This is a genomic window from Mesorhizobium sp. WSM4828 (assembly GCF_055811175.1).
Genome location: NZ_JBVVQK010000002.1, coordinates 100,917 through 126,463, shown reverse-complemented (window position 1 = coordinate 126,463; position 25,547 = coordinate 100,917). Strand labels below are relative to the sequence as shown.

The window sequence follows — 25,547 nt, the reverse complement described above, 5'->3', positions numbered from 1 at the left end:
TCGGCCGGAAGACCGTAAACGGTCTTTGCCGAGCCGACCGCCAAGCGGCCGTCACGACCCTCAGTTGGTCAAGCCGATCTCGCGCATCTTGACGTAGACGATCTCGTCGGGTTCACCGGTCTCGGGCAGGCCGAACAGTGCCTGGAATTCCTTGATCGCGGCCTTGGTGCGCGCGCCGACGACGCCATCCAATTGCATGTCGTCATTGCCGAAGGCCTTCAGTCCGGCCTGGATCTTGACGATGCGCGCATCAGGCGTTTGCGCTGCCGCATTCGCCGGTGCGGATACCGGAATGGCGGCCGGAGCAGCGGCCGTTTCGACCGGCCGCGGCACCGGATGCGGAACCACGGCCGCGGTCTTTGGCGTGGCGCCCAGTTGATCCAGCAGGACGCCGTCGATCTCGCCGGAGGCATTCAATCCGACCTTCTGCTGATAGGCCTGGATGGCCTTGCGCGTATTCGGTCCGGGGATACCGTCGACGGTGCCGGAATAGAAATCGAGATCCTTCAATATGCCCTGGACCTGTTCGACGACCGGGTCGCTCTTGATCGGCGCTGAAGCCGGACGCACGATGTTGATAGTGGTTTCGGGCTCGTCGCTGTCCGCCCGCGGAAAGCGCTCGATGCTTCTGGTGGCGAAAAACGCGCCGGCATGCGGAAAGGGCTGATACCAAAGAGCGTTCGCCGAGACGTAGAACAGCGTCACCAGGAACGCGGTAGAGCCGCCGACCACAACAGGATTGCGCGAGATCAGGCTGCCCAGGGCCATCGCTCCGTGCTCGAAGGCATTGCCGCGGCGTTTGACCGCCTTAGGCTGTTTTGCGGAGCGACCCATTGCTCTCCCCTTTGCCACCGTCCGCTCTGAGTTTGGCCGCGGACATCGGCACCACGCCGGTCTTTTCCCCCGAGCGGCCCGTCGGGCCGCTCACGGGAAGGCTGATCGTCACCGTGGTGCCCTCGCCCGGCATGCTTTCGATCGACATGGTGCCTTGGTGCAGCGCCACCAGCCCCTTCACCAGCGAAAGCCCGAGCCCGGTGCCTTCGAAACGGCGGGTATAGTCGTTCTGGATCTGCATGAACGGCTTGCCGAGATTGGCGAAATCTTCCTCGGCGATGCCGATGCCGGTGTCCCGGACCCAGAAATGCAGCCGCGAGCCGATCCGCTTGGCGCCGATGACGACATTGCCGCCTTCGGGCGTGAATTTGATCGCGTTGGAGACGAGATTGATCAGGATCTGCTGCACGGCGCGCCGGTCGGCATTTATTTCGCCTGCGTCCGGCGCGATCTGGGCCTGCAGATCGATGGCCTTTGCCTCGGCTTGCAGGCGCATCATCGACTGGCACATCTCGACCGCTTCGCGGAAGCGGAACGGTTCCGGTTCCGTCGCGTAGGCGCCCGATTCGATCCGCGATACGTCGAGTATCGAGGTGACGACGGCAAGCAGGTGCTGGCCCGAATCCCTGACCAGCCCGACATATTCCTTCTGGCGCGGATCCTTGAAGCTGCCGAACATCTCGTGCAGCAGCATGTCGGAAAAGCCGATGATGGCATTGAGCGGGGTGCGCAACTCATGGCTGACGACGGCAAGGAAGCGTCCTTTCGCCACCTCGGCGGAGGCAGCCGCCTCATTGGCGGCGGCAAGCTCCAGGCGCAGTCCGGCCAGTTCATCGTTCTCGCGCAGAAGAAGCGTGAAGACAGTCCCCTGCCCCGGCGCGCGCATCATCTCGAGCGAGAACGGCCGGTAATTGTCGGCTGTCACGCCGCCGCTCTGCGGCAGCCGGACGCGAAGGTCGAGCCGGCGCGACAGGGCGCCATCGCGCATATCGGCCAGCGCACTGAGATACGGGACGCGGTCGGACAGATGGATGCGATCGAAAAGTCCGGTGCCGAAAAGCAGCTCCGGTGGCAGCCTCAGCATGGTGCGTGCCTTAGCCGAGACGTCCAGAACCTCGCCATGCGCAGCGATTCGCAGCACGACGGCGTCGATGAGGTCTTCGAGCCGGTCGCTGCCGGCCGGATCGAGCTGTGCGCTGGCGGCGCCGCGAAGCGGAGCGATACGCGGAATGAGCGTGAGTGCCCAGGCCAGTGGTACCAGCCAGTGCCATGCGGCGATTTCGGTCTGGTCGAGCGGCAAGACGGAACCGGCTAAAGGCTGCAGCAAGACTGCGACAAGGGCCGATATGGCGCCCCAGATCACGGCACGGCGCGACTGGCCGATCCACCAGGCTTCAAACGGCAGCGCCACCGCGAGCAGGGCAACCGGCGATGCCACACCGCCGGCAGCAGCGATAAGGGCACCGAGCGCAACATTGCCGACGATCAAGGCGAGTTGGCCGGCCAGGGTCATCTTGCCCGATGCAGCCACCAGCAGGGCGGCGAACCAGCAAAGGCCGAACGCCGCAAAGATCGCAGCCACAGTCACAGCCGCACCCATGCCCGATGTGACCAGCGTCACCGCTGCACCCGCGCTGAAGAAAGGGGTCGCCAGCATGACGCCAATGAACCGGCTGTGGCGGCGACGATCGCTCTGGCCGAGCACGGACGGATGAACCATCCGTTCGCAACCGGCGGCTATCGCGCCCGGCAACTCGGCGTATCTGGCCTTGATCGCACTCAACTCAACGCACCCGGTCGTGAACGGCCCTGCTTTGCAGGCGGCTTTTGTCGATCCGAAACTCGCATCCAGCGTTTAAGGAATGGATAAGGCTGGGCCGATCGTCCCCCGGCAGGCTGCAAATATCGGGATACCGGCGGGGAAAAACCGGGGCAATTGCCGCCATAGTAAACGGAGCGTTATCCACACCGCCTGCGCCTGGCGTTGCGGCCGATGGCATCAAACTGTCACCAATGCAAAAATTAACGAGGAAAAACAAGTGGTTGAACGGTTATCATTTGCTGAATAAAATTTGAGCCTTTCGAGGCTAATGAACTTCAAAACGCTTCGTTTCGAATCTGCCTAAAATTTGAGGAAAACTGTTGCTTTCGGGACAAGCCGTCCTTTGCGCGTCTGTGCCAATGTCGCGGTACAAGGGGTTGTGCGGTTCGGAGGCATGACCGTCATAGAGGACAGACAGATGGGCTTTCTGATAAGAGCTGCTTTCTGGTTTTCGCTGGTGCTTCTGGCGCTCCCGCTGGGTGTCGGCGCCGATGATGCCGGCCGCGAAAGCGTCGGGCCGCTCCAGGCGCTGTTTGCGGCGCGCGAGGCCGTCGGCGACATCGCCGGCATCTGCGAGCGCAAGCCGGACGTGTGCGAGACCGGCAAATCGGCAATGCACACCATCACCGCCCGGGCGAAGGAGACCGCCAAGATCGCGGCCGCCATGCTGGACGACAAGGCCGCTGAACCCGATACGGTGACGACTACCGGCAGCGTGCCCGAGGAAATCATCTTGCCAGCGAAAGTCGATTTGCCGGCGAAACTGCACTTGCCGGCGAAGAACTGAGACGGTTTCGGCCGAATCCATCGCCAGACCGCAAGGCTACCCGCTTTCGGCGCCTGCGGCGTTTCTCCTCTTTTTCCGTGACGTGGCAGCGCCGGATGACTATATCCGGGGAATGACGACGACGATCCAGACCATCCGCGAGGACTTTTCCCTGCTCGACGAGTGGGAAGACCGCTATCGCTATGTGATTGAACTGGGTGAAGCGCTGCCGCCGTTTCCCGACGAGCAACGTATACCGGCCAACAAGGTGCCCGGCTGCGTCAGCCAGGTCTGGTTGACCACCGAACAGGGCGAAGGTGCCGACCCCGTTGTCACCTTCAAGGGCGATTCCGACGCCCATATCGTGCGCGGCCTGGTCGCCATCATGCTGGCGCTGTTTTCGGGACGGCCGGCCAGCGAAATCCAGAGGACCGACGCAGAGGCAACGCTAAAGGCACTCGGACTTGACGAGCACCTGTCGCCGCAGCGCGCCAATGGTCTTCGCTCTATGGTCAAGCGCATCAAGCGTGATGCCGAAGCAGCGTTGAAGCAGACCGCCTGACCGGACGGCAGTTGCCGGCACCATAGCGGGTTCGACCTTGACCCATAATACGAAACGGCGCCCGCAGGCGCCGTTTGAGTGTCAAACCGGAAGAGCCGCTTGTCAGCGTCCCTTGCGCTTGCGGCCGAGACCCATCTTCTTGGCGAGCTGCGAACGGGCGGCCGCATAATTGGGCGCTACCATCGGATAGCTCGGGTCCAGGTTCCACTTTTCACGATACTGGTCGGGCGTCAGATCATAGTGGGTCATCAAGTGACGCTTGAGCGACTTGAACTTCTTGCCGTCTTCGAGACAGATGATGTAGTCGTCATGCACCGACCGCTTCGGATTTACCGCCGGCTTCTGCTTGTCGGCAGGCGGCTGCTCGGCGGCCCCGCCGACGCGCCCGAGAGCGGCATGGACATCGGCGATAAGGTTCGGCAGTTCGCCGACCGGTACGGGATTGTTGCTGACATAGGCGGCCACCACGTCGGCGGTGAGCTCGATCAGCGCGTCACTGTTTCTGGAAGGTGTTTCGGTAATATCCATGGCGTTCAGGCCCCAACGAGAATTGTTTCTGTTTGCGCCCGTTTCGATAGTTGGGCATCGCGCGAACTTGTGCAGGAAAAAGCCTCCGCGATTCGCGTCGCGGCATCTTAATGGGCCGGACCGCCAAGTAAGTCAATTCGCTTCTTTCGGTCTATTCAGCGACACAAGTCAAATCTTCCATATTCAGCTTCACTCTTTCGTGCAAAGTGTAACTTTGCCGTTTTTTCTGGTCAGACCAGCATCGACTGACGCCGCGGCAAACAGCCATTACACAAACGGCAGCAGGTAAATAGAGTTCGATGCTTGACCCTGCCGGCGGCATTACAGCCTGAATGATCGGCGGATTCAGTAAAATCATAGGTTGCGAAGCGTTACTGTTGCTCGCGAGCCGTCGCCGGTGCGGTGCGCTGTGTCATTGAAATGGGGTAATGTATTTCCGTAGACCCAGCCATATCGGCCACTTGCCAAGCCGCGAAGGCAGTTGCATGAGATTGACCGGCACTGGCAGGGGTCATCGCAGCGACGGCGAGAACCGCGGCAGTCCGAGAAGAAATATTCGTTATCCGCTCCTCCAGCCCGTCCTCTCGAGCCACCACAACAATAGATCATAGCCCTTGAACCCGCGCTGCTCGGCGTGTTCATTCGCCATTCAAGTAGCTTCCACAGCGAGACGCAATGACCAAAACCCCAGTGTTTCCGACCGCCACGTTTCCGACCGCCACCCCGCCGCAGCCGGAGAAGCGGCCGATCTTCGACACACATCACGGCATGAGGCGGACGGACGACTATGCGTGGCTGAGGGCCACCAATTGGCAAGAGATGTTCAGGGATCCGTCCCTGCTCGACGGCCAAATCCGCGCCCACCTCGAAGCCGAGAATGCTTACCAGGCGGCGCTGATGGCCGATACGGTCCAACTGCAGAAGCAGCTTTTCGCGGAAATGAAGGGACGCATCAAGGAAGACGATTCTTCCGTGCCGATGAAGGACGGGCCTTACGCCTACGGCTCCTCCTTCAAGCTTGGCGGCCAGCAGCCGCGTTATTTCCGCACGACGCGCGACGGCGGCGACAAGCAGATCTTGCTCGACGGCGATGCCGAGGCCGAGGGCAAGCCATATTTCCGCCTGGGCGGCGTCGATCATTCGGACGACCACAGCAAGCTGCTCTGGGCCTTCGACGACAAGGGTTCCGAATTCTACACGCTGCGCGTCCGCGATCTGGCCGGCGGCAACGATCTGGCGGACAGGGTCCCGGACACCGGCGGCGGCGGTGTGTGGGATGCCGGCAATGACGGTTTTTTCTACACCCGCCTCGACCCCAACCACCGTCCTTCCAAAGTGCTGTTCCATGCGCTTGGCGACAGTCCTGAAAACGACCGGCTGATCTACGAGGAGACCGACCCCGGCTTCTTCATGGATGTCGGCGGCACGCGCTCCAACGAGTGGATCATGATCGGCATCAACGACCATGAGACCTCGGAATACCGCATCATGAGCGCCAACGATCCGTTCGCCGAGCCGAAGCTGGTTGCGGCGCGCCAGACCGGCCTGCAGTACGAGCTCGATGAAGGCGGCGACATTTTCTTCATCCTCACCAATGCCGACGGCGCCAAGGACTTCAAGATCATGACGGCGCCGGCCCAAGATCCGGTGCGCGCCAACTGGCAGGAACTGGTGCCGCACGAAGCGGGACGGCTGATCCTTTCGGTGATCGGCTTCAAGGACCACATGGTCCGGCTCGAGCGCAGGGAAGGCCTGCCGCGCATCGTGGTGCGCGACCGCAAGAGCGGCGAGGAGCACCTGATCTCCTTCGACGAGGAAGCCTTCTCGCTCGGCCTGTCCGGCTCCTACGAATACGACACCGAGATCATACGCTTTTCCTATTCGTCGATGACGACCCCGGCGCAGGTCTTCGATTACAACATGCACACCCGCGAGCGGGTGCTGCTCAAGACCCAGGAAGTGCCGTCCGGCCATGACCCGGAACACTACGTCACACGCCGGCTGATGGCACCCGCCGCCGACGGCGAACTGGTGCCGATCTCGCTCCTCCATCACCGCGACACGCCGCTCGACGGGTCGGCGCCTTGCCTGCTTTACGGCTACGGCTCGTATGGCATCACCGTGCCGGCCGCGTTCAACACCAATCTGTTTTCGCTGGTCGACCGCGGCTTTGTCTACGCGATAGCCCATGTTCGCGGCGGCAAGGACAAGGGCTATGGCTGGTACGACGACGGCAAGCGAGCGAACAAGATGAACACGTTCACCGATTTCATCGCGGTCGCCCAGCACCTCGTCGTTGAACGCTACACCGCGCATGATCGCATCGTCGCGCAGGGCGGTTCAGCCGGCGGCATGCTGATGGGCGCTGTCGCCAACATGGCGCCGCAATGCTTCGGCGGCATCGTCGCCGAGGTTCCCTTCGTCGACGTGCTCACCACCATGCTCGACGCCAGCCTGCCGCTGACACCGCCGGAATGGCCGGAATGGGGCAATCCGATCGCCTCGGCGGAGGATTACCGGACCATCGCCGCCTATTCACCCTACGACAATGTCGCCGCACTCGACTATCCGCCGATCCTGGCGCTGGCCGGCCTGACCGACCCGCGCGTCACCTATTGGGAGCCGGCCAAATGGGTGGCACGGGTGCGCGACCGCAAGACAGGTGAGAATCCGGTGCTGTTCAAGATCAACATGGATTCAGGCCATGCCGGCGCCTCCGGCCGGTTCTCCCGGCTGGAGGAAATCGCCTTCACCTACGCCTTCGCGCTCAAGGTGACAGGCAAGGCCGAGCTTGCCGCGTGAACACCCGGGGGTGAGCGGTCATTGCCTTCCGTTCCGAGACGTGGCTTTCATTCGCGGTCAGAGTTGCGGAGACGCCACCAATGATCGATCTCACCACACTGATTGCGTATGTCGCGGTCGTGCTTGGCTTTGTCTTCATCCCGGGTCCTGCCACCCTTTTGACCGTGGCGCGGGCTACCAGTTCTGGAACCAGGGTTGGCATCGCGACCGGCGCGGGGATCGCGGCCGGCGACGTGGTTCACACCTTCATGGCGATCGTCGGCATTTCGGCGATCATTGCCACGTCGGCGGCGCTTTTCAGCATCGTGAAGTACATCGGCGCAGCCTACCTCATTTATCTCGGCATTCGTGCGATCATCGAGAAAACGCCTGCCTATCCGGCCGCCGGCGCACTTGCGATTCCCGCCGCCAAAGCATTTCGGCAGGCTGTTTTGACCGAGGTTCTCAACCCCAAGACCGCGCTTTTCTTCCTTGCATTTCTTCCGCAGTTCGTGCGGCCTGAAAACGGATCGGTGATGCTTCAACTGGCGACATTGGGCGTGATTTTTGTTCTGTTGGGCCTCGTCAGCACGGTGGTTTTCGCCGTGGGTGCGGGCGGCCTCGGCACTTTCCTGCGCCGAAACCCGACGGTGCTGAGATGGCAAGGCAAGGCTGTCGGCGGCATCTATTGCGCCTTGGGCATTCGGTTGGCGCTGCAACAGCGCTAGGGTCTCGACAGGCGACGCTGTATGAAGCTTCGGAAACTGAGCAGGCACAGCTGATTTTCCGCTCGCAATTGCAAAGGTCGCGCGCTACCCAGTGCGCGGCCTTTTCACGGTCGCCGCCAACACTCAATCACCCAGGGATCTGCTATGTTGCTCGTCGATGTCTATCTCGACAAATCGCCCATCCAGGGCATCGGCGTCTTTGCCAAAAACCACATTCCCCGCGGCACGCTGGTCTGGAAGCTCGACCCGAAATACGACCGCCGCATCGAGGTAGCAGCCTACGAGCGGGAAACCGGGCCGGTGAAAACCTATCTCGACCGCTACGCCTACCCGGACCGGCGCGACCCGAACTACATCGTCTTCGAGGCCGACGATGCGCGCTACATGAACCATGCCGACGACCCGAATTGCGACGTCTCGCAGCCGGAGGAGACCTATGCCTTGCGCGATATTGCGCCCGGCGAGGAAATGACCTGCGACTACAATCACTTCTTCGAAACCGGCTTCGACTTTCTCGGCGACCGCTAGACCGGACAGCCGCTAGCTCGCCGGCTTCTTGCGCGCCGGATAGCCGTTGGGATGCGGCGGCACGGCTTTCAGATAGGCGGCGATCGCCGTGCGGTCCTCCGGGGTCAGCACGGCCATGTTTCGTTGCACGTCGACCATCGCGCCGCCGACCGTATCGAAATCCGGCGTGAAGCCGGTTTCGAGATAGTTGGCGATGTCGGCTTCGGACCAGTCGGCGATGCCGCCCTCGCCCGACGTGATGTTGGGCACGATGCCGCTGCCTTCGGCGGCGGCGGCACCTGCCAGCCACTGGCTCTTCCTGGTGCCGCCGGTAACGTCCCGCGGCGTGTGGCATTCGCCGCAATGGCCGGGGCCTTCGACCAGATAGCGGCCTGTCAACACCGGATCCGATGTGCCGTCGGGAAAGGAAACGACCGGCTGATCACTCAAATAGAGCAGCTTCCACAGACCAAGGCCGCGTCGGACGTTGAAAGGAAATGCCAGCGAATTGGCGGGCGCCTTGCCGGCGACCGCGGGCAACGTCTTGAGGAATGCATAGAGATCGGCAATGTCGGCCGGCTTCATGGCCGCGTAGGAAGTATAGGGAAATGCCGGATAGAGATGCTCGCCCGACGGTGACACGCCCTTCAGCATGGCGTTGGCAAAGTCCTCGACCGACCAGGCGCCGATGCCGTCCCTGGTATCTTGCGAGATGTTCGGCGGCACGAAGGTGCCGAATGGCGTCTTGAGTTCAAGGCCGCCGACCAGCTGAAGGCGGGCGTCGCCTTGCGAGCCGGGCTTGGCATGACAGGATGTGCAGCCGCCGGCGTAGAAGATGCGCTTGCCCCTGGCGGCGTCGCCAGGACCAAGCTCAGCCAGCGTTGCGGCATCGAGCCTGACCGGAGCCGACAGGAACCAGCCGGCAATCGCGGCCGCGCCGCCCAGAACGAGGGCGGTGCCGACAAGTTTCTTCAGCAAGCGCATTGCCCGCTATCAGCCTTTTTTCACCCTGTAGTTTTGATGACAGTTGCCGCAGCCGCCGCCGATGGTGTTGAACTGCGCCTTCAACGCGTCGGCATCCGCAGGTGCTGCGGCGACCGCCGCCTTGACGTCGGCGAGGTACTTGCCTTCAGCCGTCTTGAAGCCGGCCATGTCCTGCCAGATTTTTGGGGACGCCGTGGTGTCGCCGGTGTCGCTGCCCGCCGGGAAAAGCGTGTCGACGCCGGCATGGAATTTCTCGGCATTGGCCTGCAGTGCCTGCAACGCCGTCAGTACCGAAGCTGCGTCGTAGGGCGTCTCGCCCTTGACCACTTTCGACAAGCCGGCGGCGATCTTGCCACGTTCCTTCATCAGGGCCTGCCGGTCGGCGACCGGGTCGGCAAATGCCGCCGAACCGGCGAAGGCGAGCATCGAGATGGCGAGGATAAGCTTTCTCATTCACTTGGCTCCATGTTGAAGGCAATTCAGGATGCGGTCCCACCCCGATAACAAACGGCAAGGATGGCTTAAAAATTCCGACGCTTCGCCTCACGCTTGCGTGAAATTTTTGCAGCTGTCGTTCTGATGCTGAAAAAGAAAAGCCCCGGTTCTGCCGGGGCTTTTCTGGAACGGATCAGGCCTTTTCGTAGAGTTCGAGCACATAGTCCCAGTTGATGAGACTGTCGACGAAGGCTTCGAGATATTTCGGCCGGGCGTTGCGATAATCGATGTAGTAGGAATGTTCCCAGACATCGACGCCGAGGATCGGCGTCGCGCCATGGACGAGCGGGTTCTCGCCGTTCGGCGTCTTCGAGATCGCCAGCTTGCCGTCCTTGACCGAGACCCAAGCCCAGCCCGAGCCGAACTGGGTGGTGCCGGCGGCGATGAAGTCGGCCTTGAACTTGTCGTAGCCGCCAAGATCGCTGTCGACCGCCTTTTGCAATGCACCCGGCAGCTTGTTGCCGCCGCCGCCCTTCTTCATCCATTTCCAGAAATGGATATGATTGTAGTGCTGGGCGGCATTGTTGAAGAGCCCCGCATTCTTGCCGAAGGACTGTTTGACGGCCTCTTCGACCGACAAATCGCCCATGCCCGCCTCGGCGGCCAGCTTGTTGCCGTTGTCGACATAGGCCTTGTGGTGCTTGTCGTGGTGATATTCCAGCGTTTCCTTGGACATGTAAGGCTGCAAAGCCTCGTAATCATAGGGCAAGGCGGGCAATTCAAAAGCCATCGGTCGTACTCCCTCGTGGAAAAATCCGGTGTCGATACCGGACTAACATAGGACTGGATTGGTCTGGAACAACTCCGGAAACGAAGCGCCGGCCGCTTTTTAGCGGGTCAGCCGGGCGAAGTCGAATGCGCCCATTCCCAATAGAGTTCGCGCGCCTTCTTGGCCACCGGTCCGGGCTGCAGATTGCGATCCTCGATACGGGTGACCGGCACGACTTTCGAGTGGTTTCCGGTCGAAAAGATTTCGTCTGCCTCCAGGAAATCGCGGATCGACAGCGTCTTTTCCGTCGTCGTGAACCCGTATTCGCCCAGCAGGGCCATGGTGCGCGCGCGGGTGATGCCGGACAGGAAGGTGCCGTTCGGCGCCGGCGTCAGGACATGGCCGTCCTTCACCAGGAAAATATTCGAGGTGCCGGTCTCGGCGACATTGCCCAGCATGTCGAGCACGAGCGCATTGTCGAAGCCGCGCATCTTGGCTTCGAGAATGGCCCGGCCGTTGTTGGGATAAAGGCAGCCGGCCTTGGCGTTGGTCGGCATGGTTTCGATGGTCGGGCGCCGGAACGGCGACACCGTCACCGAAAACCCAGCCGGCGAGATCATCGGCGATTCGTAGAGGCAAAGGCAGAAACGAGTCGAGGCCGGGTCGGCCGGCACGCCCATATAGCCGCCATGCTCGGCCCAATACATCGGCCTGATGTAGACCGCCGTCTTGCCGTCGAACTTCTTCAGCCCGTCCCAGGTCAGGCCGACGATCTTGTCGGTGCTCATCGTCGGTTTCAGGCCGAGCGCGATCGCCGAGGCATTTACCCGCGCTGCATGGCGATCGAGATCGGGAGCGACGCCCTCGAACCAGCGGGCGCCGTCGAACACGCTGGTGCCGAGCCACATGGCGTGGCTGCGCGGCCCTAGAATGGCAACGTTGCCCTCGTACCAGTCGCCGTCGACGAAGGTCCATGTCGCGGATTGCGCCGCAGTCGCCAGTGTCATTGCCAGGTTCCGTCCAATGCTTGTTGCGGCGCATTGGAAGATGCTTTGGCGGCCGCCGTCAACCGGCTTGGCTGAGATTTGTTGAGGCCAGCGGGCTGGCGGACTGCAATCAGCGCTTGCGCCTTGCCTTACGCGGCCTCAAAACTGTCGGATGCAGTTCGCGGCTTACGTTTTCGACGCCTATGGCACGCTGTTCGACGTGCATGCGGCCGTGCGCCGTCACGCCGACCAGATCGGGCCGGACGGCCAGTTGCTGTCCGATATCTGGCGCGCCAAGCAGCTGGAATATTCCTGGGTCAGGACGCTGATGGGGGCCTATGCCGACTTCTGGCAGCTCACCGAGCAGGCCCTCGACTTCGCCCTGCGCAAGGTTCCATCCGCGGATGCCGGGCTGAGGGCGAAGCTGCTCGAGGCGTATTGGCGGCTGGACTGCTATCCGGAGGTGCCGGCCGTGCTCAAGGCGCTCAAGGCTTCGGGGGCAAGGCTGGCGATCCTGTCCAACGGTTCGCCTGAAATGCTGGAGGCGGCCGTCAAGTCCGCCGCGCTCGACCAGGTCCTGGACGACGTCTTTTCCGTCGACAGCGTCAGGCGCTTCAAGACCGATCCGTCGGTCTACGACATGGTCACCACGGGCTGGCGCCTCTATCCAGGCGCTGTCTCTTTCCAGTCATCCAACCGCTGGGACGTCGCCGGCGCCACCAAATTCGGCTTCAGGACGGTGTGGATCAACCGCGCCAATCAGCCAGAGGAATACCGGGATTTTCCACCGGCCCTGATCTTGCCGTCCCTTGAAGGTCTGGTCGCCGGGGGGTGACACCGGAAATGTTGCCTCGACGCAACAGTGACGGTCCAGTCACAGCTTTGCCTTTGTTTGTCCACCCTGCGGCCAGAATTGGAACCGCCTATCGCGCCGGGCATTGCTCGAGCACCCTGCGTGACCGGGCGCGCAACCGGATGCATTTATGCTTTGTTGCGATTTGAGACTTAAAAAAGGCAATCATGTTCACACTCCCGTCGTCCTCTCTGCGCCTTAGCCGTCGCGGTTTCCTCAACGCAGCCGCCCTTGGCGCCGCCTCGGTCGCGGCCTCCAGTTGCACAACGCTGTCGCAACAGCCGGTCGAGCCACCGCCCCCGACCTATGTCGAGCCGGCGCTCGGCGACTATGTGACGATGTATGGGCCGATGTCGGATGGCGGCTTCGAGCTGCCGGCCATACCGGTCGACAAGATCGACCCGCAGTTCCTGCGCCAGATCGTTGACGATCCGACCGGGCAGCAGCCGGGCACCATCGTCGTCGACACGACTAATCACTTCCTCTACCTGGTGCGCCCGGGCGGCCAGGCGATCCGCTATGGCGTTGGGCTCGGCCGCGCCGGCTTCGAATGGTCGGGCGATGCCGTGGTCCAATGGAAGCAGAAATGGCCGAAATGGACGCCGCCGGACGAAATGATAGCGCGGCAGCCGGAGTTGAAACCCTACAGCGCCGATAATGGCGGCATGCCCGGCGGGCTCAAGAACCCGCTTGGCGCGCGGGCGCTCTATCTCTTCCAGGGCAACCAGGACACGCTCTACCGCCTGCACGGTTCGCCGGAATGGCGGTCGATCGGCAAGTCGGTGTCGTCGGGCTGTGTGCGCCTGATGAACCAGGACATAATCGATCTCTACGATCGTGTGCCGAACAAGACCCCGGTCGTGGTGACGGCCGATATCGGCCAGCCGATGGTGGCGACAGCAAACCGCAAAGCCATCCCGATCGACGCCGGCGTGCCGGAAGGATCGATCCTGCTCGGCCCGATAAAATCGATCACAAATTCGATCTTCTGAGTTGATCGAAAGCGCGGGCGGGATCTTCCTCGCTCCTGGTGGTTCCGGTTAGATAGCTGCCTGAGCCATCGGATTTGCGCTATGGCAATCTACCACCCGAACGCGGCTCCGCGGTCAGCGTGCCAACGGCAGATCTGCGCCCAAGTCTGCCCCAGGGGACCGCATTTGGGATTCCTGAGAACAGACGTCGTCTGCAGCTTCAGTGGAGGTCAAGCAGGCAGCTATTGGCAATAATCCCGGAAGAGCGCAGGATCGTCCAAAGAGCCTTCGTTTGCGACAGAGCATTTGGGCGATGAGTCAACTTAGTAGTGAACCGACTCGTGTTCCTGCGGACCTCGGCTTCGACAAGGCGCGGCTGGCGCGACTGAAGCGATGGATGCAGCGATATGCCGACACCGGCCGCTGGCCGGGCGGTGCGGTGCTCATTGCGCGTCATGGAGAACTCGCCTTTTTCGATTGCGCCGGGCACGCCGACGTCGAAGCCAAGCGGCCTTGGCACCGCGACCTCATCGCCCGGATCTACTCGATGACCAAGCCTGTCACCGCAGTCGCGCTGATGATGCTGTACGAGGAGGCGCGCCTGCATCTCGACGATCCGGTCGAAGCTTACCTGCCGGAATTCAAAAACGGGCAACTTCTGATACCGGGCGCAACCTCGCTGGACCAAACAGTGCCCACCAAAACGAAGATAACGATCCACCATCTGCTGACCCACACATCTGGCCTAAGCCTTTTTACGAACCCCCGACTGCTCGGTGAAGCTTATGCAAAAGAAAAACTTGGCCTCGCCCTTGCTTACGGTGGGCTCGACAAGATGGTGCGCAGGATCGCCGAGCTGCCATTGGAATGGGAGCCGGGCACGAAGTGGCAATACAGCACCGGCTCCGATGTCATCGGCCGCATCGTGGAAGTCGTTTCCGGAATGACGCTCGACAAGTACTTCGCGACTCGCATCTTCGAGCCTCTCGGCATGACCGACACCGGCTTCTCTGTGCCGGAGTCTGAGATCAGCCGTTTTCCCCCGCTTTATGAGGCTACGGCTGGCGGCATGGCATTGCACGAAGCGCCGCAGGTTTCCGAATGGCGGCAAGGCAAGGTTGATACGTTCTGCGGCGGAGGCGGGCTCGTCGGAACCATCGACGATTATTGGCGGTTCACCGAAATGCTGCGGGCTGGAGGGGAACTCAACGGCGAACGCATTCTCAGTCCCCGCACTTTGAAATTGGCGGCGCGCAATCACCTACCGGGAGATCTTGCCTCCATGGCAACCGAAGTTTGGGCCGAAACCCAGTTTGAAGGCGTCGGGTTCGGTCTGTTGGGCTCAGTCGTCCTCGATCCGGCTAAGGCACAAATTTCGGCGCAAGTGGGCGACTATGGCTGGGGCGGGGCGGCAGGCACCTTCTTCTGGGTGAGTCCGGTCGACGACCTGGTTGTCATTCTCTTCACGCAACTGCTGCCTTCGAGCGCCATTCCGGTGCGCAAAGAGCTGCGCGCACTCGTCCATGGCGCATTGACGGGGGCCTGAGACAGGTCAACAGAAAGTGCGCGGAGCAACTTCGCGCCGGCAGGCTGGGCCGTGGTCGAGACGGTGCCGCGCAACCTGAATGTCCGCTCTTCAGGAACCGCAGCCTGAACTGCCTGTCCGCTCACGGCCCATTTCGATCGTTCACTAATATGCATCGCGACGGGTTCATGGCGCGAATCCGACCTTCGCCCTGCCTCACCGCCCCCTGGCCAAACTCCCCAGAATACCCCGCACGATCGCCCGTCCGATCGACGAGCCGACCGAGCGCACGACTGATTTGATCGCCGCCTCCGCCACCGTCTGGCGGTTGGAGGGCCGCGGCGCGCGGCGGCCGCCGGTCGGCTGGGGATCGTCATTGCCGAAGCCGGGAATGGTCCAGCGCGAACGGCCGCTCTCCTGCTGCTGGGCTTGCGCCTCCTGGGCGTCCTTGGCCTTTTTCTGCAGCATCTCGAAAGCAGATTCGCGGTCGATGGTCTGGTCGTACTGTCCCGCAACCGGGCTCTCGGCGATCAGCTTGCGGCGCTCTTCGGGCGTGATCGGGCCAAGGCGCGACGACGGCGGGCGGATCAGCGTCCGCTGCACCATGGACGGCACGCCCTTGGCTTCCAGCGTCGAGACCAGCGCCTCGCCGGTGCCGAGCTGCGTGATCACGGTTGCGCAGTCGAAATCGGGATTGGGCCTGAACGTCTCGGCCGCCGTCTTGACGGCCTTCTGTTCGCGCGGGGTGTAGGCACGAAGTGCGTGCTGCACGCGGTTGCCGAGCTGGGCCAGCACCGTTTCAGGAATATCCAGCGGATTTTGCGTGACGAAATAAACGCCGACGCCTTTCGAGCGGATCAGCCGGACCACCTGTTCGACGCGGTCGATCAGCACTTTCGGCGCGTCGTCGAACAGAAGGTGTGCCTCGTCGAAGAAAAAGACCAGCTTCGGCTTGTCCGGGTCGCCGACCTCCGGCAGTTCCTCGAACAGTTCCGACATCAGCCACAGCAGGAACGTCGCATAGAGCCGCGGATTCATCATCAGCTTGTCGGCGGCGAGCACGCTGATGGCGCCGCGTCCATCGCGCGTGGTGCGCATGATATCGGCGATCCGCAATGCCGGCTCGCCGAAGAAATTGGCAGCGCCCTGCTGCTCCAGGACCAGCAGCGTGCGTTGGATGGCACCGACCGAAGGTTTCGTCACGTTGCCGTAGCGGGCGCCGATCTCTTCGGCGCGATCGGCGATGTTGGCCAGCAGTGACTGCAGGTCCTTCAGGTCGAGCAGCAGAAGGCCTTCCTCGTCGGCGATGCGGAAGGCGATATTCATGATGCCTTCCTGTGCTTCGGAAAGGTTCATCAACCGCGACAGAAGCAGCGGCCCCATCTCCGAGATGGTGGCGCGGATCGGGTGGCCCTGCTCGCCGAACAGATCCCAGAAGATGACCGGGAATTCCTGGAATTCATAGGGATCGAGCTTGACCTGCTCGGCCCGCTTGACCAGGAAATCCTGCGCTGTGCCCATCATGGCGATACCCGACAGGTCGCCCTTGATGTCGGCGCAGAATACCGGCACGCCGGCATTGGAGAAACCCTCGGCCAATATCTGCAGGGTCACCGTCTTGCCGGTGCCGGTCGCGCCGGTGACCAGGCCGTGACGATTGCCATACTGCAGCAAAAGCTGTTCGGGCCGCTGATAGCTGTCGTCCGGCTTGCGGCTGGCTCCCATGAAGATACTGGTATCGTCGGCCATTTGTCCGGTCTCCGCAAACCTATAGGGTTGAATGCCCTGATCCCTTGAAGAAAAGGGAGCCCCGCCGCAGGTATAGTGAGGCCATTGCGCAGCGACAATGGGCGTCGTTGAAAATGGCTTTTGGAGCTTGCGGAACCTGCCCATGTTTGGCAATCGATTGACGGTCGCCGTCACGAAAGGCGTGTTGCACGGCATGTGTGCTGCATTGTGATATCGGGCCGGGGACCGTAGACTGACATGGTCGGCCGCTGCGGCCGCTAGAACGAGGAGAACGGATGGTCGCCGGTGCCTTGACCCAGGATGCCGAACTTCCGAACGTCGACCGGCAACGATGGCTGGCGCTGGCGGAGAAGGCGCTGGCCGGCGGGTCCTTCGAGGAAAAGCTCGTCTCGCATACGGACGACGCCATCCGCGTCGAGCCGCTCTACGAGCGTTCGGTAACCGCCGAGCCTGTCGTGCGCGCCAACCCGGGATCACCGTGGATCGTCAGCCAGCGCATCGACGATCCCGACATAGCCCGAGCCAGTGCGCAGGCGCTGGAAGACATCGCGCAGGGTGCTACCGGACTGTCGCTTGTCTTCGAAGGCGCGCCGAACGCCTTCGGCTACGGCTTGCCGAGGACGGCGGAGGCGCTGGAGGGCGTGCTCGACGGCGTGCCGCTCAACCGCATCCAGATCCGCATCGACGCCCATCCCTGGAGCCGAGCCGTGGCCGACTGGCTGGTGGCGTTTTTGACCAAGCGCCGCTCCGACCCGGCAAAGCTCAACCTCTCCTTCGGCATCGATCCGGCGGCGATCTTTGCCGGGACCGGCAAGCTACGCATGTCGATCGAGGCTTTGCAGGCTTCGATGCCGCAGTCGCTGGCGCATTTCTTTTCGATGGGCGTGCCCGGCGTGCTGCTGGAAGCCGACGGGCGGGTGTTCCACAATGCCGGCGCCACCGAGGCGCAGGAGCTTGGCACCATGCTCGCGTCGGCCGTCTCCTATCTGAGGCTGTTCGAGAAGGCGCGCCAGCCGCTTGTCTATGCGGCGCCGCATATCGGTTTTGCGCTGAGCGTCGACCAGGACCAGTTCGTTTCGACGGCCAAGGTCAGGGCATTGCGCAGGCTGTGGGCGCGTGTCCAGGAGGCCTGCTCGATACCGCCCTCCACCGCCAGCATCCATGCTGAAACCTCCTTCAGGATGATGACGGCGGCCGACCCTGAAACCAACATCCTGCGCACCACCATCGCCGCTTTTGCGGCTGCCGCCGGCGGCGCGGATTCGATCGCCATCCTGCCGCACACCATCGCGCACGGCCTGCCCGCGGGTTTTGCCCGCCGCGTTGCCCGCAACGCGCAATTGATCATGGCCAATGAAAGCCACATCGACCACGTCGCCGATCCGGCTTGCGGTTCGGGCGCCGTCGAAGCCCTGACTGCGGAGCTCTGCACGGCGGCCTGGCAAGAGTTCCAGCAGATCGAGGCGGAAGGTGGCGTGCTGTCCAGCCTTGAGCAAGGCGATATCCAGAAACGCGTCCAGGCAGCTTCCGCCCGCCGCAACGCTGCCTACCAGGCGGGCGAACGGGCGATCGTCGGCACGACGCTGCACCCACCGAAAACCGAGCGTCCTGTCGAGACGCTGGCGGCGGAGAGGCGGCCTGCCTTCACCGAAGGCGTTGCGGTGTGCGAGCCGCTGTTTCCGATCCGCATCGATCAGTCGATCGGAGCCGCACCATGATCCCGGATTTCAGCCAGATCGGCTGGTCGCCGCCACGGCGGGTTCCGGTCGAGGTCAAAGGTCAGCGGATGACGCCGGAAGGCATCGCCGTCAAGCATCTCTACAACCAGAGCGATCTCAAGGGCTTGCCGCACCTCGATACCTATCCGGGCCTGCCGCCTTTCGTGCGCGGCCCCTATCCGACGATGTATGTCCAGCAACCCTGGACGATCCGGCAATATGCCGGCTTCTCGACGGCCGAAGAGTCCAACGCCTTCTACCGGCGCAACCTTGCCGCCGGCCAGAAAGGCCTGTCGGTCGCCTTCGATCTCGCCACGCATCGCGGCTACGACAGCGACCATCCGCGCGTCGCCGGTGATGTCGGCATGGCCGGCGTCGCCATCGATTCCATTCTCGACATGCGCCAGCTGTTCGACGGCATCCCGCTTAACGAGATGACGGTATCGATGACGATGAACGGCGCGGTGCTGCCGATCATGGCGCTCTATATCGTGGCGGCGGAGGAACAGGGCGTCGCGCAGAAGGATCTCGCCGGGACCATTCAGAACGACATCCTGAAAGAGTTCATGGTGCGCAACACCTACATCTATCCGCCGAAACCTTCGATGCGGATCGTGTCGGACATTTTTTCCTACACCTCCAAGCACATGCCGAAGTTCAATTCGATCTCGATCTCCGGCTACCACATGCAGGAGGCAGGTGCGACGGCGGATCTCGAGCTCGCCTACACGATTGCCGACGGTATCGAATATGCGCGCGCCGGCGTCGCGGCCGGCCTCGACATCGACCGTTTCGCGCCGCGCCTTTCCTTCTTCTGGGCGATCGGCATGAACTTCTTCATGGAAGTCGCCAAGCTGAGAGCAGCCCGCCTTTTGTGGGCCAGCCTGATGCTGAAGAACTTTTCGCCTAAGGACGAGCGCTCGCTGTCGCTGCGCACCCATTGCCAGACTTCCGGTTGGTCGCTGACGGCGCAGGATCCCTACAACAACATCATCCGCACCATGATCGAGGCGATGGCGGCGACTCAAGGGCATACGCAGTCGCTGCACACCAATTCCTTCGACGAGGCAATGGCGCTGCCGACCGACCATTCGGCCCGCATCGCCCGCAACACACAGCTCATCCTGCAGAAGGAATCCGGCACGACGCGCATCATCGACCCGTGGGGCGGCTCCGCCCATCTCGAACGGCTGACGCATGATCTGGCGGCGCGTGCGCTTGCGCATGTCGAGGAGGTCGAGACCCTCGGCGGCATGGCCGCGGCGATCGAAAAGGGCCTACCGAAGCTGCGCATCGAAGAGGCTGCCGCGCGCACCCAGGCGCGCATCGATTCCGGCGAACAGATCGTGGTCGGCGTCAATGCCCACCAGCCCGGGACGGACATCGATGTCGACGTGCTGAAGATCGATAACGCCGAGGTCAGGGCACGGCAATTGTCGAAGCTGCAACGGCTGAAAGGCACGCGTGACGTCGCCGCCGTCGAGAGCGCGCTCGATGCGCTGACCCGTGCTGCCGGGAGTAACGGAAACCTGCTGGAATTCGCCATCCGGGCCGCACGCGCCAACGCCACGGTCGGCGAGATTTCGCTGGCGCTGGAAAAAGTCTTCGGCCGCCATGTCGCCTCGGTGCAGACGATCTCCGGCGTCTATCGCAACGCGCTCGGCGACAATCCAGTGGTCGACCGGCTGCAGGACAAGATCGTAGCGTTCGAGGAGAAGTCCGGCGGCAAGCCGCGCATTCTGGTCGCCAAAATGGGGCAAGACGGCCATGATCGCGGCCAGAAAGTAATCGCCACCGCCTTTACCGACCTCGGCTTCGACGTCACCGTCGGGCCGATGTTCCAGACGCCGGACGAGATCGCCAGGCTGGCGGTCGAGCATGACGTGCACATCGTCGGCGCCTCGTCGCTGGCGGCAGGCCATTTGACGCTTATTCCCGAACTCAAACAGGCGCTGAAGAAGCTCGGCCGCGACGACATGCTGATCGTCGCCGGCGGCGTCATCCCGCCGCAGGATTACGACGCGGTCCGGCAGGCAGGCGCCACTGAAATCTTCCCGCCCGGCACGGTCATCCCGGAAGCGGCGGACCGGCTGATGGACCGGCTGCTGCAGGCCGGCTGACGCGTTGTTATAATGTCTGTTGCAACGAAAACAGGCTGAGTTATAATCAGCGTTGCAACAGGATGTCTCACCATGAACACGACCATTCGCAAGATCGGCAATTCCGAAGGCGTGATCCTGCCGAAGGAAATTCTCGACCGCATGAACCTGAAGGCGGGCGACAGCATCGTCATCGTCCAGGAAGGCGATGAGCTTCGTCTGCGCCGCACCGAGGACACTGCTGAAGAATTCGAGCGCAAGATGAAGATCGCGCGCGAGCGGATGAAGAAGTATGAGGTTGCCTACCGCGCGCTCGCAAAATGACCGAGCATCATTTGCGGGAATTCGTGGAGGCGCTTCACGCCGAGCAGCTGCGCCTCCACGGCGGCGCAGCGGGCATCCGCGAGGAAGGAATGCTGGAGTCGGCGCTCTACAGGCCGCAGCAGAGGGAAATCTATGGCGAGCCCGATCTCTGTGAGCTGGCGTCCGCTTATCTTTTCGGTATCGCCAAAAACCATCCATTCGTCGACGGAAACAAGCGTACTGCTTTCGCGGCGGCCGACCTGTTCCTTTATTTCAATGGCTTGAGCATCGAAGCCGAGCAGGCGGACATTATTCAACTGGTCATGATGGTCGCCGCCGGCGAAATCGACGAGGCCGGCGCCGCGGCGTTCTTCCGCGATCATGTCGTCAAGCTCGAAGACTAATTGTCGGAGAGCTTGACGATCTCCCATTCCTTGCCATTGACCACGGCAACTTCGCCGACCTTCTTGCCGAACAGCGCCATCGCCATCGGCGACATATGGGAAATTGTCCCCTTGGCGGGATTTGCCTCATCCTCGCCGACGATCTTCCAGTGCACCTTCTTGCCGTCGTCGCTTTCCAGGGTGACGCCCATACCGAAGCGAACCATGTCGCTGCCCGGTTCCGGCACCGAAAGCTCGGCGCTTTCCCGCCGCGCCGTCCAATAGCGGAGGTCACGCGACACCAGCGCGATGCGCTCGCGGTCGGCCCTCTTTTCGGCTCTGCCCAGTTCGTCGCGCAGAGCGGCCACCTCCGCATCGATCAGCGCCAGGCCGCGTTCCGTCACCAGATTGCGGTGATGACTGATCGGCCGCTCGCCGATGCCGGCGATGGCGTTTTCGCTGTCTTCTTCGCGGGTGAAGGCCCTGCTCATCTATCGAACTTATGCCTGACGCGACGACTCCACAAGCCGTAGCCGGCGAACCGACGTCGGGGCCGATCCGGGCCGATCCTGTCTGGCACGAATCCTGCGGCGCGACCGTTGAACGCAAGGAATCTGTGCCGATGTTGAACAGACGAACGCTGCTTGCGCAGACCGCCGGCTTTGCCGTCATGGGGCTTTCGCTCGGCAAGGCCGCGGCGAAAAACCTGCCCGGCATCGAGAAAGCCGCGATACGTGGCGCCATCAACGCGACCGAGCTCGGCGTTCGGCCCGGCGCGCTTGACGACCAGAGCAAGGCTTTCACCAAGCTGCTGCGCGACGCGCACGACCACGACATGCCGGTGTTCCTGCCGCCGGGGATCTATATCGTTTCCAACCTGTCGCTGCCCGGCCGGGTACGCCTGTCTGGCGTGCCGGGCGCGTCGCGGATCGTCTACGGCGGCAACGGCCATCTCATCATGGCCGAACAGGCCGAGCATATCGAACTCAGCGGGCTGGTGTTCGACGGCAGCAACCGCTGGATGGGGGACTACACGCAAGGCCTGCTCGATCTGCGCCGCATCGCCCATCTGGTCGTCGACAACTGCCAGATGACCGGCAGCGGCAAGAACGGTCTGGCGCTCGAGCATGCCTCGGGCCGCATCGAGCGCTCGGAGATATCCGGTGCAGCCGATGCCGGCATCTATTCGGTTGAGGCCGATGGCCTGGAAATATCAGGCAATAGCGTCTGCGACTGCGCCAATGGCGGCATTCTCGTGCACCGCTGGCAGGCGGCGGAAGACGGCACGATCGTCAGCGGCAACCGCATCGAACGCATCCAGGCGCGCAGCGGCGGAACCGGCCAGAACGGCAACGGCATCAATGCCTTCCGCGCCGGCAACGTCATCATCTCCGGCAATATTGTTTCGGACTGCGCGTTTTCGGCGATCCGCGCCAACAGTGCCAGCAATTTGCAGATAGCCGGCAATACCTGCTCGCGCGCGGGCGAAACGGCCGTGTATTCCGAATTCTCATTCGAAGGAGCGGTCATCGGCAACAACATCGTCGATGGCGCCGCGAACGGCATTTCGATCGTCAATTTCAACGAGGGCGGCCGCATGGGCGTCTGCTCCGGCAACATTGTCCGCAATCTGTCGACCAGCGGCCCCTACCCTGCCGACGCGCCCGGCTTCGGCGTCGGCATCAGCGTCGAGGCAGACACCACCGTTGCCGGCAATGTCGTCGAGAATGCGCCGCTCTACGGCATGCAGATCGGCTGGGGACCGTTCATGCGCAATGTAGTCGCCACGGGAAATGTCATCCGCAAGGCGGGGACCGGCATCGTCGTCACCGTGGTCGAAGGTGCCGGAACGGCAATCATTTCCGACAATGTCATCGACGGGGTCCAGAACGGCGCGATCGTCGGCCAGCGCTGGGCCGAGCCGGTAACCGGCGACCTCGCCGCCTCAGGCAATGCCGGCTATGCGCATTTGACCGTCGAGCGCAATCACGTCAGTTGAGGGCGGCGGTGTGCCGGAGGGCGCCGACTTTGGCGCCGATCCGGCTTTCGATGGGCGGATTTGCCTGTTCGATCAGTTTCGCCGCCAGCGCGTGGTCGGCGTGCAAAAGCTTTGCCAGCACAGCCGCGACCATCACTTCAGCGGCGCGGCCGGCGCCATCGTCACATTTCAGCGCGATGCCAAGGCCAAGCTCCGGAACGGCGGCGCAAAAAACGCCTTCGGCGCCTCCCTTGACGAAAATCCGGCCCGGCGCTGCCTCCATCATCGCGACATCGGACCTGCCCGTGCCGGCGACGAAAAACGGCTCGGCCATGCAGGCGGAAAGCAGCCGCTCCGCCGCCCGGGCGCGCACCGGCTCGAAGCCGGCACCTGTCGCCATGCGGGCAAAGCCAAGGGCAAAGCTGCGCAGCGGCACGGCATAGGTCGGAATCGAGCAGCCGTCGGTGCCGCGGTGATCGGCGCCATGGGCAGCACCGGTCACCGCCTGCATCGCTTCGCGCACCATTTCCTGCGAGGCATGGCCAGCCTTGACGTAACCACGATGGGCGATGCCGCTGTGAACGCAGGTGCATAGGAAGCCTGAGTGCTTGCCGGAACAATTGTTGTGCAGCGCGTTCGGTACGCTGCCGGCGCGGGCAAGCGCCAGCGTCGCCCCATGGTTCGACGGCCAATGCGCGCCGCATTCGAGTGCCGTCTCGTCGAGGCCGGCCTTCGCCAGCATGGCCCTCGCGAGCTCGACATGTGGCGGCTCGCCGGAATGCGAGGCGCAGGCCAGCGCCAGCTCCCGATCACCGAAGCCGTAGGCATCGGCAGCGCCGCTCTCGACCAGCGGCAACGCCTGGATCGCCTTGACCGCCGAACGCGGGAACACCGGCTGTGCCGTGTCGCCGATCTCCCAGACAGGCTTGCCGTCGGCGTCGAATACGGAAACAGCGCCGCGATGCGCGCTCTCGACGATTGCGCCGCGCAAGACTTCGACCAGAACCGGATTTGTCATGTCACCTCCCGCAATGCGGGCGGGTTTATCTGATCCGGTCGAGAATGGAAACGTAGTTGGCGACCGCAGCACCACCCATGTTGAAGATGCCGCCGAGCTTCGCTCCCTGCACCTGGATGCCGCCCGCCTCGCCGACGAGCTGCATGGCGCTCAGCACATGCATCGATACGCCGGTGGCACCGATCGGATGGCCCTTGGCCTTCAGCCCGCCCGACGGATTGACCGGCAGCCTTCCATCTTTCGCCGTCTCGCCATCCAGGACCAGCTTGGCGCCCTCGCCCGGCTTTGCCAGGCCCATCGCCTCATACTCGATCAGTTCGGCGATGGTGAAACAGTCATGCGTCTCGACGAAGGACAGGTCGCCGAGCGTCACGCCCGCCTGCTTCAGCGCCTGGTTCCAGGCCTGCTCACAGCCTTCGAAGGCGAGAATGTCGCGCTTCGACATCGGCAGGAAATCCTGCACATGCTGATTGGCGCGGAAGGCGACGGCGCGGCGCATCTTCAGCGCTGTGGCCGTGTCGGCAAGGACAAGTGCGGCGGCTCCGTCCGACACCAGCGAGCAGTCTGTGCGCTTCAGCGGACCGGCGACGAACGGGTTCTTCTCGCTTTCCTGCCGGCAGAACTCGTAGCCGAAATCCTTGCGTATCTGCGCGTAGGGATTGTCGACGCCGTTCTTGTGGTTCTTGGCGGCGATCATCGCCAGCGCATCCGACTGGTCGCCGTAGCGCTGGAAATAGGCTTGGGCGATCTTGCCGAAGACGCCGGCGAAGCCTGCCGGCGTGTCACCGTCCTCCGGCAGATACGAGGCCTTGAGCAGGTTCTTTCCGATCTCGGGACCGGGCGTCGTCGTCATCTGCTCGGCGCCGACCACCAACACGATACGGGCGGCATTGGCGTCGATGGCGCGGATGCCTTGCCTGACCGCCGCCGAGCCGGTGGCGCAGGCGTTCTCGACGCGGGTCGCCGGCTTGAAGCGCAGCCGGTCGTCGGCCTGGAGGACCAGGCTCGCGGTGAAATCCTGGGCGGAAAACCCGGCGTTGAAGTGGCCGAGCACGATCTCGTCGACGTCATCCGGACCGATGCCGGCATGATCGAGCGCCTCGACTGCCACCTTGGTGATCAGGCCCTCCAACGTCTCGCCTTCGAGCTTGCCGAAGCGCGAATGCGCCCAACCGACGATGCATGCTGTCATGGCGATCTCCATCCTGTGGACCTGGGCCACGCGATACTGCGGCGCGCTCAGCATTG

Annotated in this window: 24 protein-coding genes; 13 read left to right on the top strand and 11 right to left on the bottom strand. The window is 62.8% G+C overall.

The window, feature by feature from the left end:
• Positions 1–60 precede the first annotated feature (60 nt).
• Positions 61–834, bottom strand: coding sequence for a peptidoglycan-binding domain-containing protein (locus tag AC0L2X_RS03280; protein WP_473554429.1), 774 nt, complete (start codon positions 832–834; stop codon positions 61–63).
• The gene (locus AC0L2X_RS03275; protein WP_473554805.1) at positions 809–2,554 is read right to left on the bottom strand and encodes a sensor histidine kinase; all 1,746 of its coding nucleotides are present in this window, start codon (positions 2,552–2,554) and stop codon (positions 809–811) included. Before AC0L2X_RS03275 ends, AC0L2X_RS03280 begins: the two co-directional genes overlap by 26 nt.
• A gap of 520 nt (positions 2,555–3,074) precedes the next feature.
• Here AC0L2X_RS03275 and AC0L2X_RS03270 point away from each other — a divergent pair.
• Positions 3,075–3,443 carry a DUF5330 domain-containing protein gene (locus tag AC0L2X_RS03270; protein ID WP_473554427.1) on the top strand — a complete coding sequence of 123 codons (369 nt, stop codon included), beginning with the start codon at positions 3,075–3,077 and terminating at the stop codon, positions 3,441–3,443.
• 112 nt (positions 3,444–3,555) lie between these two features.
• Entirely contained in the window at positions 3,556–3,984 is a 429-nt protein-coding gene (locus AC0L2X_RS03265) for a SufE family protein (RefSeq protein WP_352490832.1), read from the top strand.
• A gap of 102 nt (positions 3,985–4,086) precedes the next feature.
• Here AC0L2X_RS03265 and AC0L2X_RS03260 read toward each other — a convergent pair whose 3' ends face one another.
• The gene (locus AC0L2X_RS03260) at positions 4,087–4,512 is read right to left on the bottom strand and encodes a Ros/MucR family transcriptional regulator (RefSeq protein WP_023677844.1); all 426 of its coding nucleotides are present in this window, start codon (positions 4,510–4,512) and stop codon (positions 4,087–4,089) included.
• Between the two features lie 675 nt (positions 4,513–5,187).
• Here AC0L2X_RS03260 and AC0L2X_RS03255 point away from each other — a divergent pair.
• The 3 genes from AC0L2X_RS03255 to AC0L2X_RS03245 all read left to right on the top strand — a co-directional run bounded on the left by AC0L2X_RS03255 (position 5,188) and on the right by AC0L2X_RS03245 (position 8,549).
• Positions 5,188–7,314: a S9 family peptidase gene (locus AC0L2X_RS03255; protein WP_473554425.1), complete on the top strand. Its 2,127-nt coding sequence runs from the start codon at positions 5,188–5,190 to the stop codon at positions 7,312–7,314.
• Positions 7,315–7,394: 80 nt separating this feature from the next.
• Positions 7,395–8,021 (top strand): LysE family translocator, encoded by a 627-nt coding sequence (locus AC0L2X_RS03250; RefSeq protein ID WP_473554423.1) that lies wholly within the window; start codon positions 7,395–7,397, stop codon positions 8,019–8,021.
• A gap of 144 nt (positions 8,022–8,165) precedes the next feature.
• The gene (locus AC0L2X_RS03245) at positions 8,166–8,549 is read left to right on the top strand and encodes an SET domain-containing protein (RefSeq protein ID WP_352862724.1); all 384 of its coding nucleotides are present in this window, start codon (positions 8,166–8,168) and stop codon (positions 8,547–8,549) included.
• A 12-nt stretch (positions 8,550–8,561) separates the two neighbouring features.
• Here the strand turns inward: AC0L2X_RS03245 and AC0L2X_RS03240 are convergent, their stop codons facing one another.
• The 4 genes from AC0L2X_RS03240 to AC0L2X_RS03225 all read right to left on the bottom strand — a co-directional run bounded on the left by AC0L2X_RS03240 (position 8,562) and on the right by AC0L2X_RS03225 (position 11,723).
• Entirely contained in the window at positions 8,562–9,512 is a 951-nt protein-coding gene (locus tag AC0L2X_RS03240; RefSeq protein ID WP_473554421.1) for a cytochrome c, read from the bottom strand.
• A 9-nt stretch (positions 9,513–9,521) separates the two neighbouring features.
• Complete coding sequence (locus tag AC0L2X_RS03235; protein ID WP_352490827.1) at positions 9,522–9,965, bottom strand: c-type cytochrome; 444 nt, start codon at positions 9,963–9,965, stop codon at positions 9,522–9,524.
• A gap of 175 nt (positions 9,966–10,140) precedes the next feature.
• Complete coding sequence (locus AC0L2X_RS03230) at positions 10,141–10,737, bottom strand: superoxide dismutase (RefSeq protein ID WP_023677850.1); 597 nt, start codon at positions 10,735–10,737, stop codon at positions 10,141–10,143.
• Positions 10,738–10,844: 107 nt separating this feature from the next.
• The gene (locus AC0L2X_RS03225) at positions 10,845–11,723 is read right to left on the bottom strand and encodes a branched-chain amino acid aminotransferase (protein ID WP_292658468.1); all 879 of its coding nucleotides are present in this window, start codon (positions 11,721–11,723) and stop codon (positions 10,845–10,847) included.
• A gap of 151 nt (positions 11,724–11,874) precedes the next feature.
• On the opposite strand from AC0L2X_RS03225, the gene AC0L2X_RS03220 reads away from it, so the two are divergent.
• From AC0L2X_RS03220 to AC0L2X_RS03210, 3 genes are all read left to right on the top strand, one after another.
• Positions 11,875–12,537 carry a haloacid dehalogenase type II gene (locus AC0L2X_RS03220; protein WP_352827015.1) on the top strand — a complete coding sequence of 221 codons (663 nt, stop codon included), beginning with the start codon at positions 11,875–11,877 and terminating at the stop codon, positions 12,535–12,537.
• A gap of 185 nt (positions 12,538–12,722) precedes the next feature.
• Positions 12,723–13,547, top strand: coding sequence for a L,D-transpeptidase (locus AC0L2X_RS03215; protein WP_473554419.1), 825 nt, complete (start codon positions 12,723–12,725; stop codon positions 13,545–13,547).
• 202 nt (positions 13,548–13,749) lie between these two features.
• Positions 13,750–15,072, top strand: a complete 1,323-nt coding sequence (locus AC0L2X_RS03210; protein ID WP_473599277.1) for a serine hydrolase domain-containing protein — start codon at positions 13,750–13,752, stop codon at positions 15,070–15,072.
• A 195-nt stretch (positions 15,073–15,267) separates the two neighbouring features.
• On the opposite strand, the gene AC0L2X_RS03205 is transcribed toward AC0L2X_RS03210, so the two are convergent.
• A complete protein-coding gene (locus AC0L2X_RS03205) occupies positions 15,268–16,800 on the bottom strand; it encodes a helicase HerA-like C-terminal domain-containing protein (protein ID WP_473554415.1) in 1,533 nt (510 codons plus the stop codon).
• A gap of 275 nt (positions 16,801–17,075) precedes the next feature.
• Between AC0L2X_RS03205 and AC0L2X_RS03200 the strand changes: the two genes are divergently transcribed.
• From AC0L2X_RS03200 to AC0L2X_RS03185, 4 genes are all read left to right on the top strand, one after another.
• The gene (locus AC0L2X_RS03200) at positions 17,076–18,518 is read left to right on the top strand and encodes a methylmalonyl-CoA mutase subunit beta (protein WP_473554413.1); all 1,443 of its coding nucleotides are present in this window, start codon (positions 17,076–17,078) and stop codon (positions 18,516–18,518) included.
• The gene (scpA, locus tag AC0L2X_RS03195; RefSeq protein ID WP_473554410.1) at positions 18,515–20,638 is read left to right on the top strand and encodes a methylmalonyl-CoA mutase; all 2,124 of its coding nucleotides are present in this window, start codon (positions 18,515–18,517) and stop codon (positions 20,636–20,638) included. The genes AC0L2X_RS03200 and scpA overlap by 4 nt, the downstream gene beginning before the upstream one ends.
• Positions 20,639–20,710: 72 nt before the next feature.
• Positions 20,711–20,941 (top strand): AbrB/MazE/SpoVT family DNA-binding domain-containing protein, encoded by a 231-nt coding sequence (locus tag AC0L2X_RS03190; RefSeq protein WP_352501761.1) that lies wholly within the window; start codon positions 20,711–20,713, stop codon positions 20,939–20,941.
• Entirely contained in the window at positions 20,938–21,324 is a 387-nt protein-coding gene (locus tag AC0L2X_RS03185; protein ID WP_473554408.1) for a type II toxin-antitoxin system death-on-curing family toxin, read from the top strand. The genes AC0L2X_RS03190 and AC0L2X_RS03185 overlap by 4 nt, the downstream gene beginning before the upstream one ends.
• Here AC0L2X_RS03185 and AC0L2X_RS03180 read toward each other — a convergent pair.
• Positions 21,321–21,794, bottom strand: a complete 474-nt coding sequence (locus AC0L2X_RS03180) for a GreA/GreB family elongation factor (RefSeq protein WP_352665866.1) — start codon at positions 21,792–21,794, stop codon at positions 21,321–21,323. The genes AC0L2X_RS03185 and AC0L2X_RS03180 overlap by 4 nt on opposite strands.
• A gap of 131 nt (positions 21,795–21,925) precedes the next feature.
• Between AC0L2X_RS03180 and AC0L2X_RS03175 the strand changes: the two genes are divergently transcribed.
• A complete protein-coding gene (locus tag AC0L2X_RS03175) occupies positions 21,926–23,302 on the top strand; it encodes a TIGR03808 family TAT-translocated repetitive protein (protein ID WP_473554405.1) in 1,377 nt (458 codons plus the stop codon).
• Here the strand turns inward: AC0L2X_RS03175 and AC0L2X_RS03170 are convergent.
• Both AC0L2X_RS03170 and AC0L2X_RS03165 read right to left on the bottom strand, forming a co-directional pair.
• On the bottom strand, positions 23,295–24,299 hold the full coding sequence (locus AC0L2X_RS03170) for an asparaginase (protein WP_473554403.1): 1,005 nt from the start codon (positions 24,297–24,299) through the stop codon (positions 23,295–23,297). The two genes, AC0L2X_RS03175 and AC0L2X_RS03170, sit on opposite strands and share 8 nt — an antisense overlap.
• 25 nt (positions 24,300–24,324) lie before the next feature.
• A complete protein-coding gene (locus tag AC0L2X_RS03165; RefSeq protein ID WP_473554400.1) occupies positions 24,325–25,491 on the bottom strand; it encodes an acetyl-CoA acetyltransferase in 1,167 nt (388 codons plus the stop codon).
• Between the last annotated feature and the right edge of the window lie 56 nt (positions 25,492–25,547).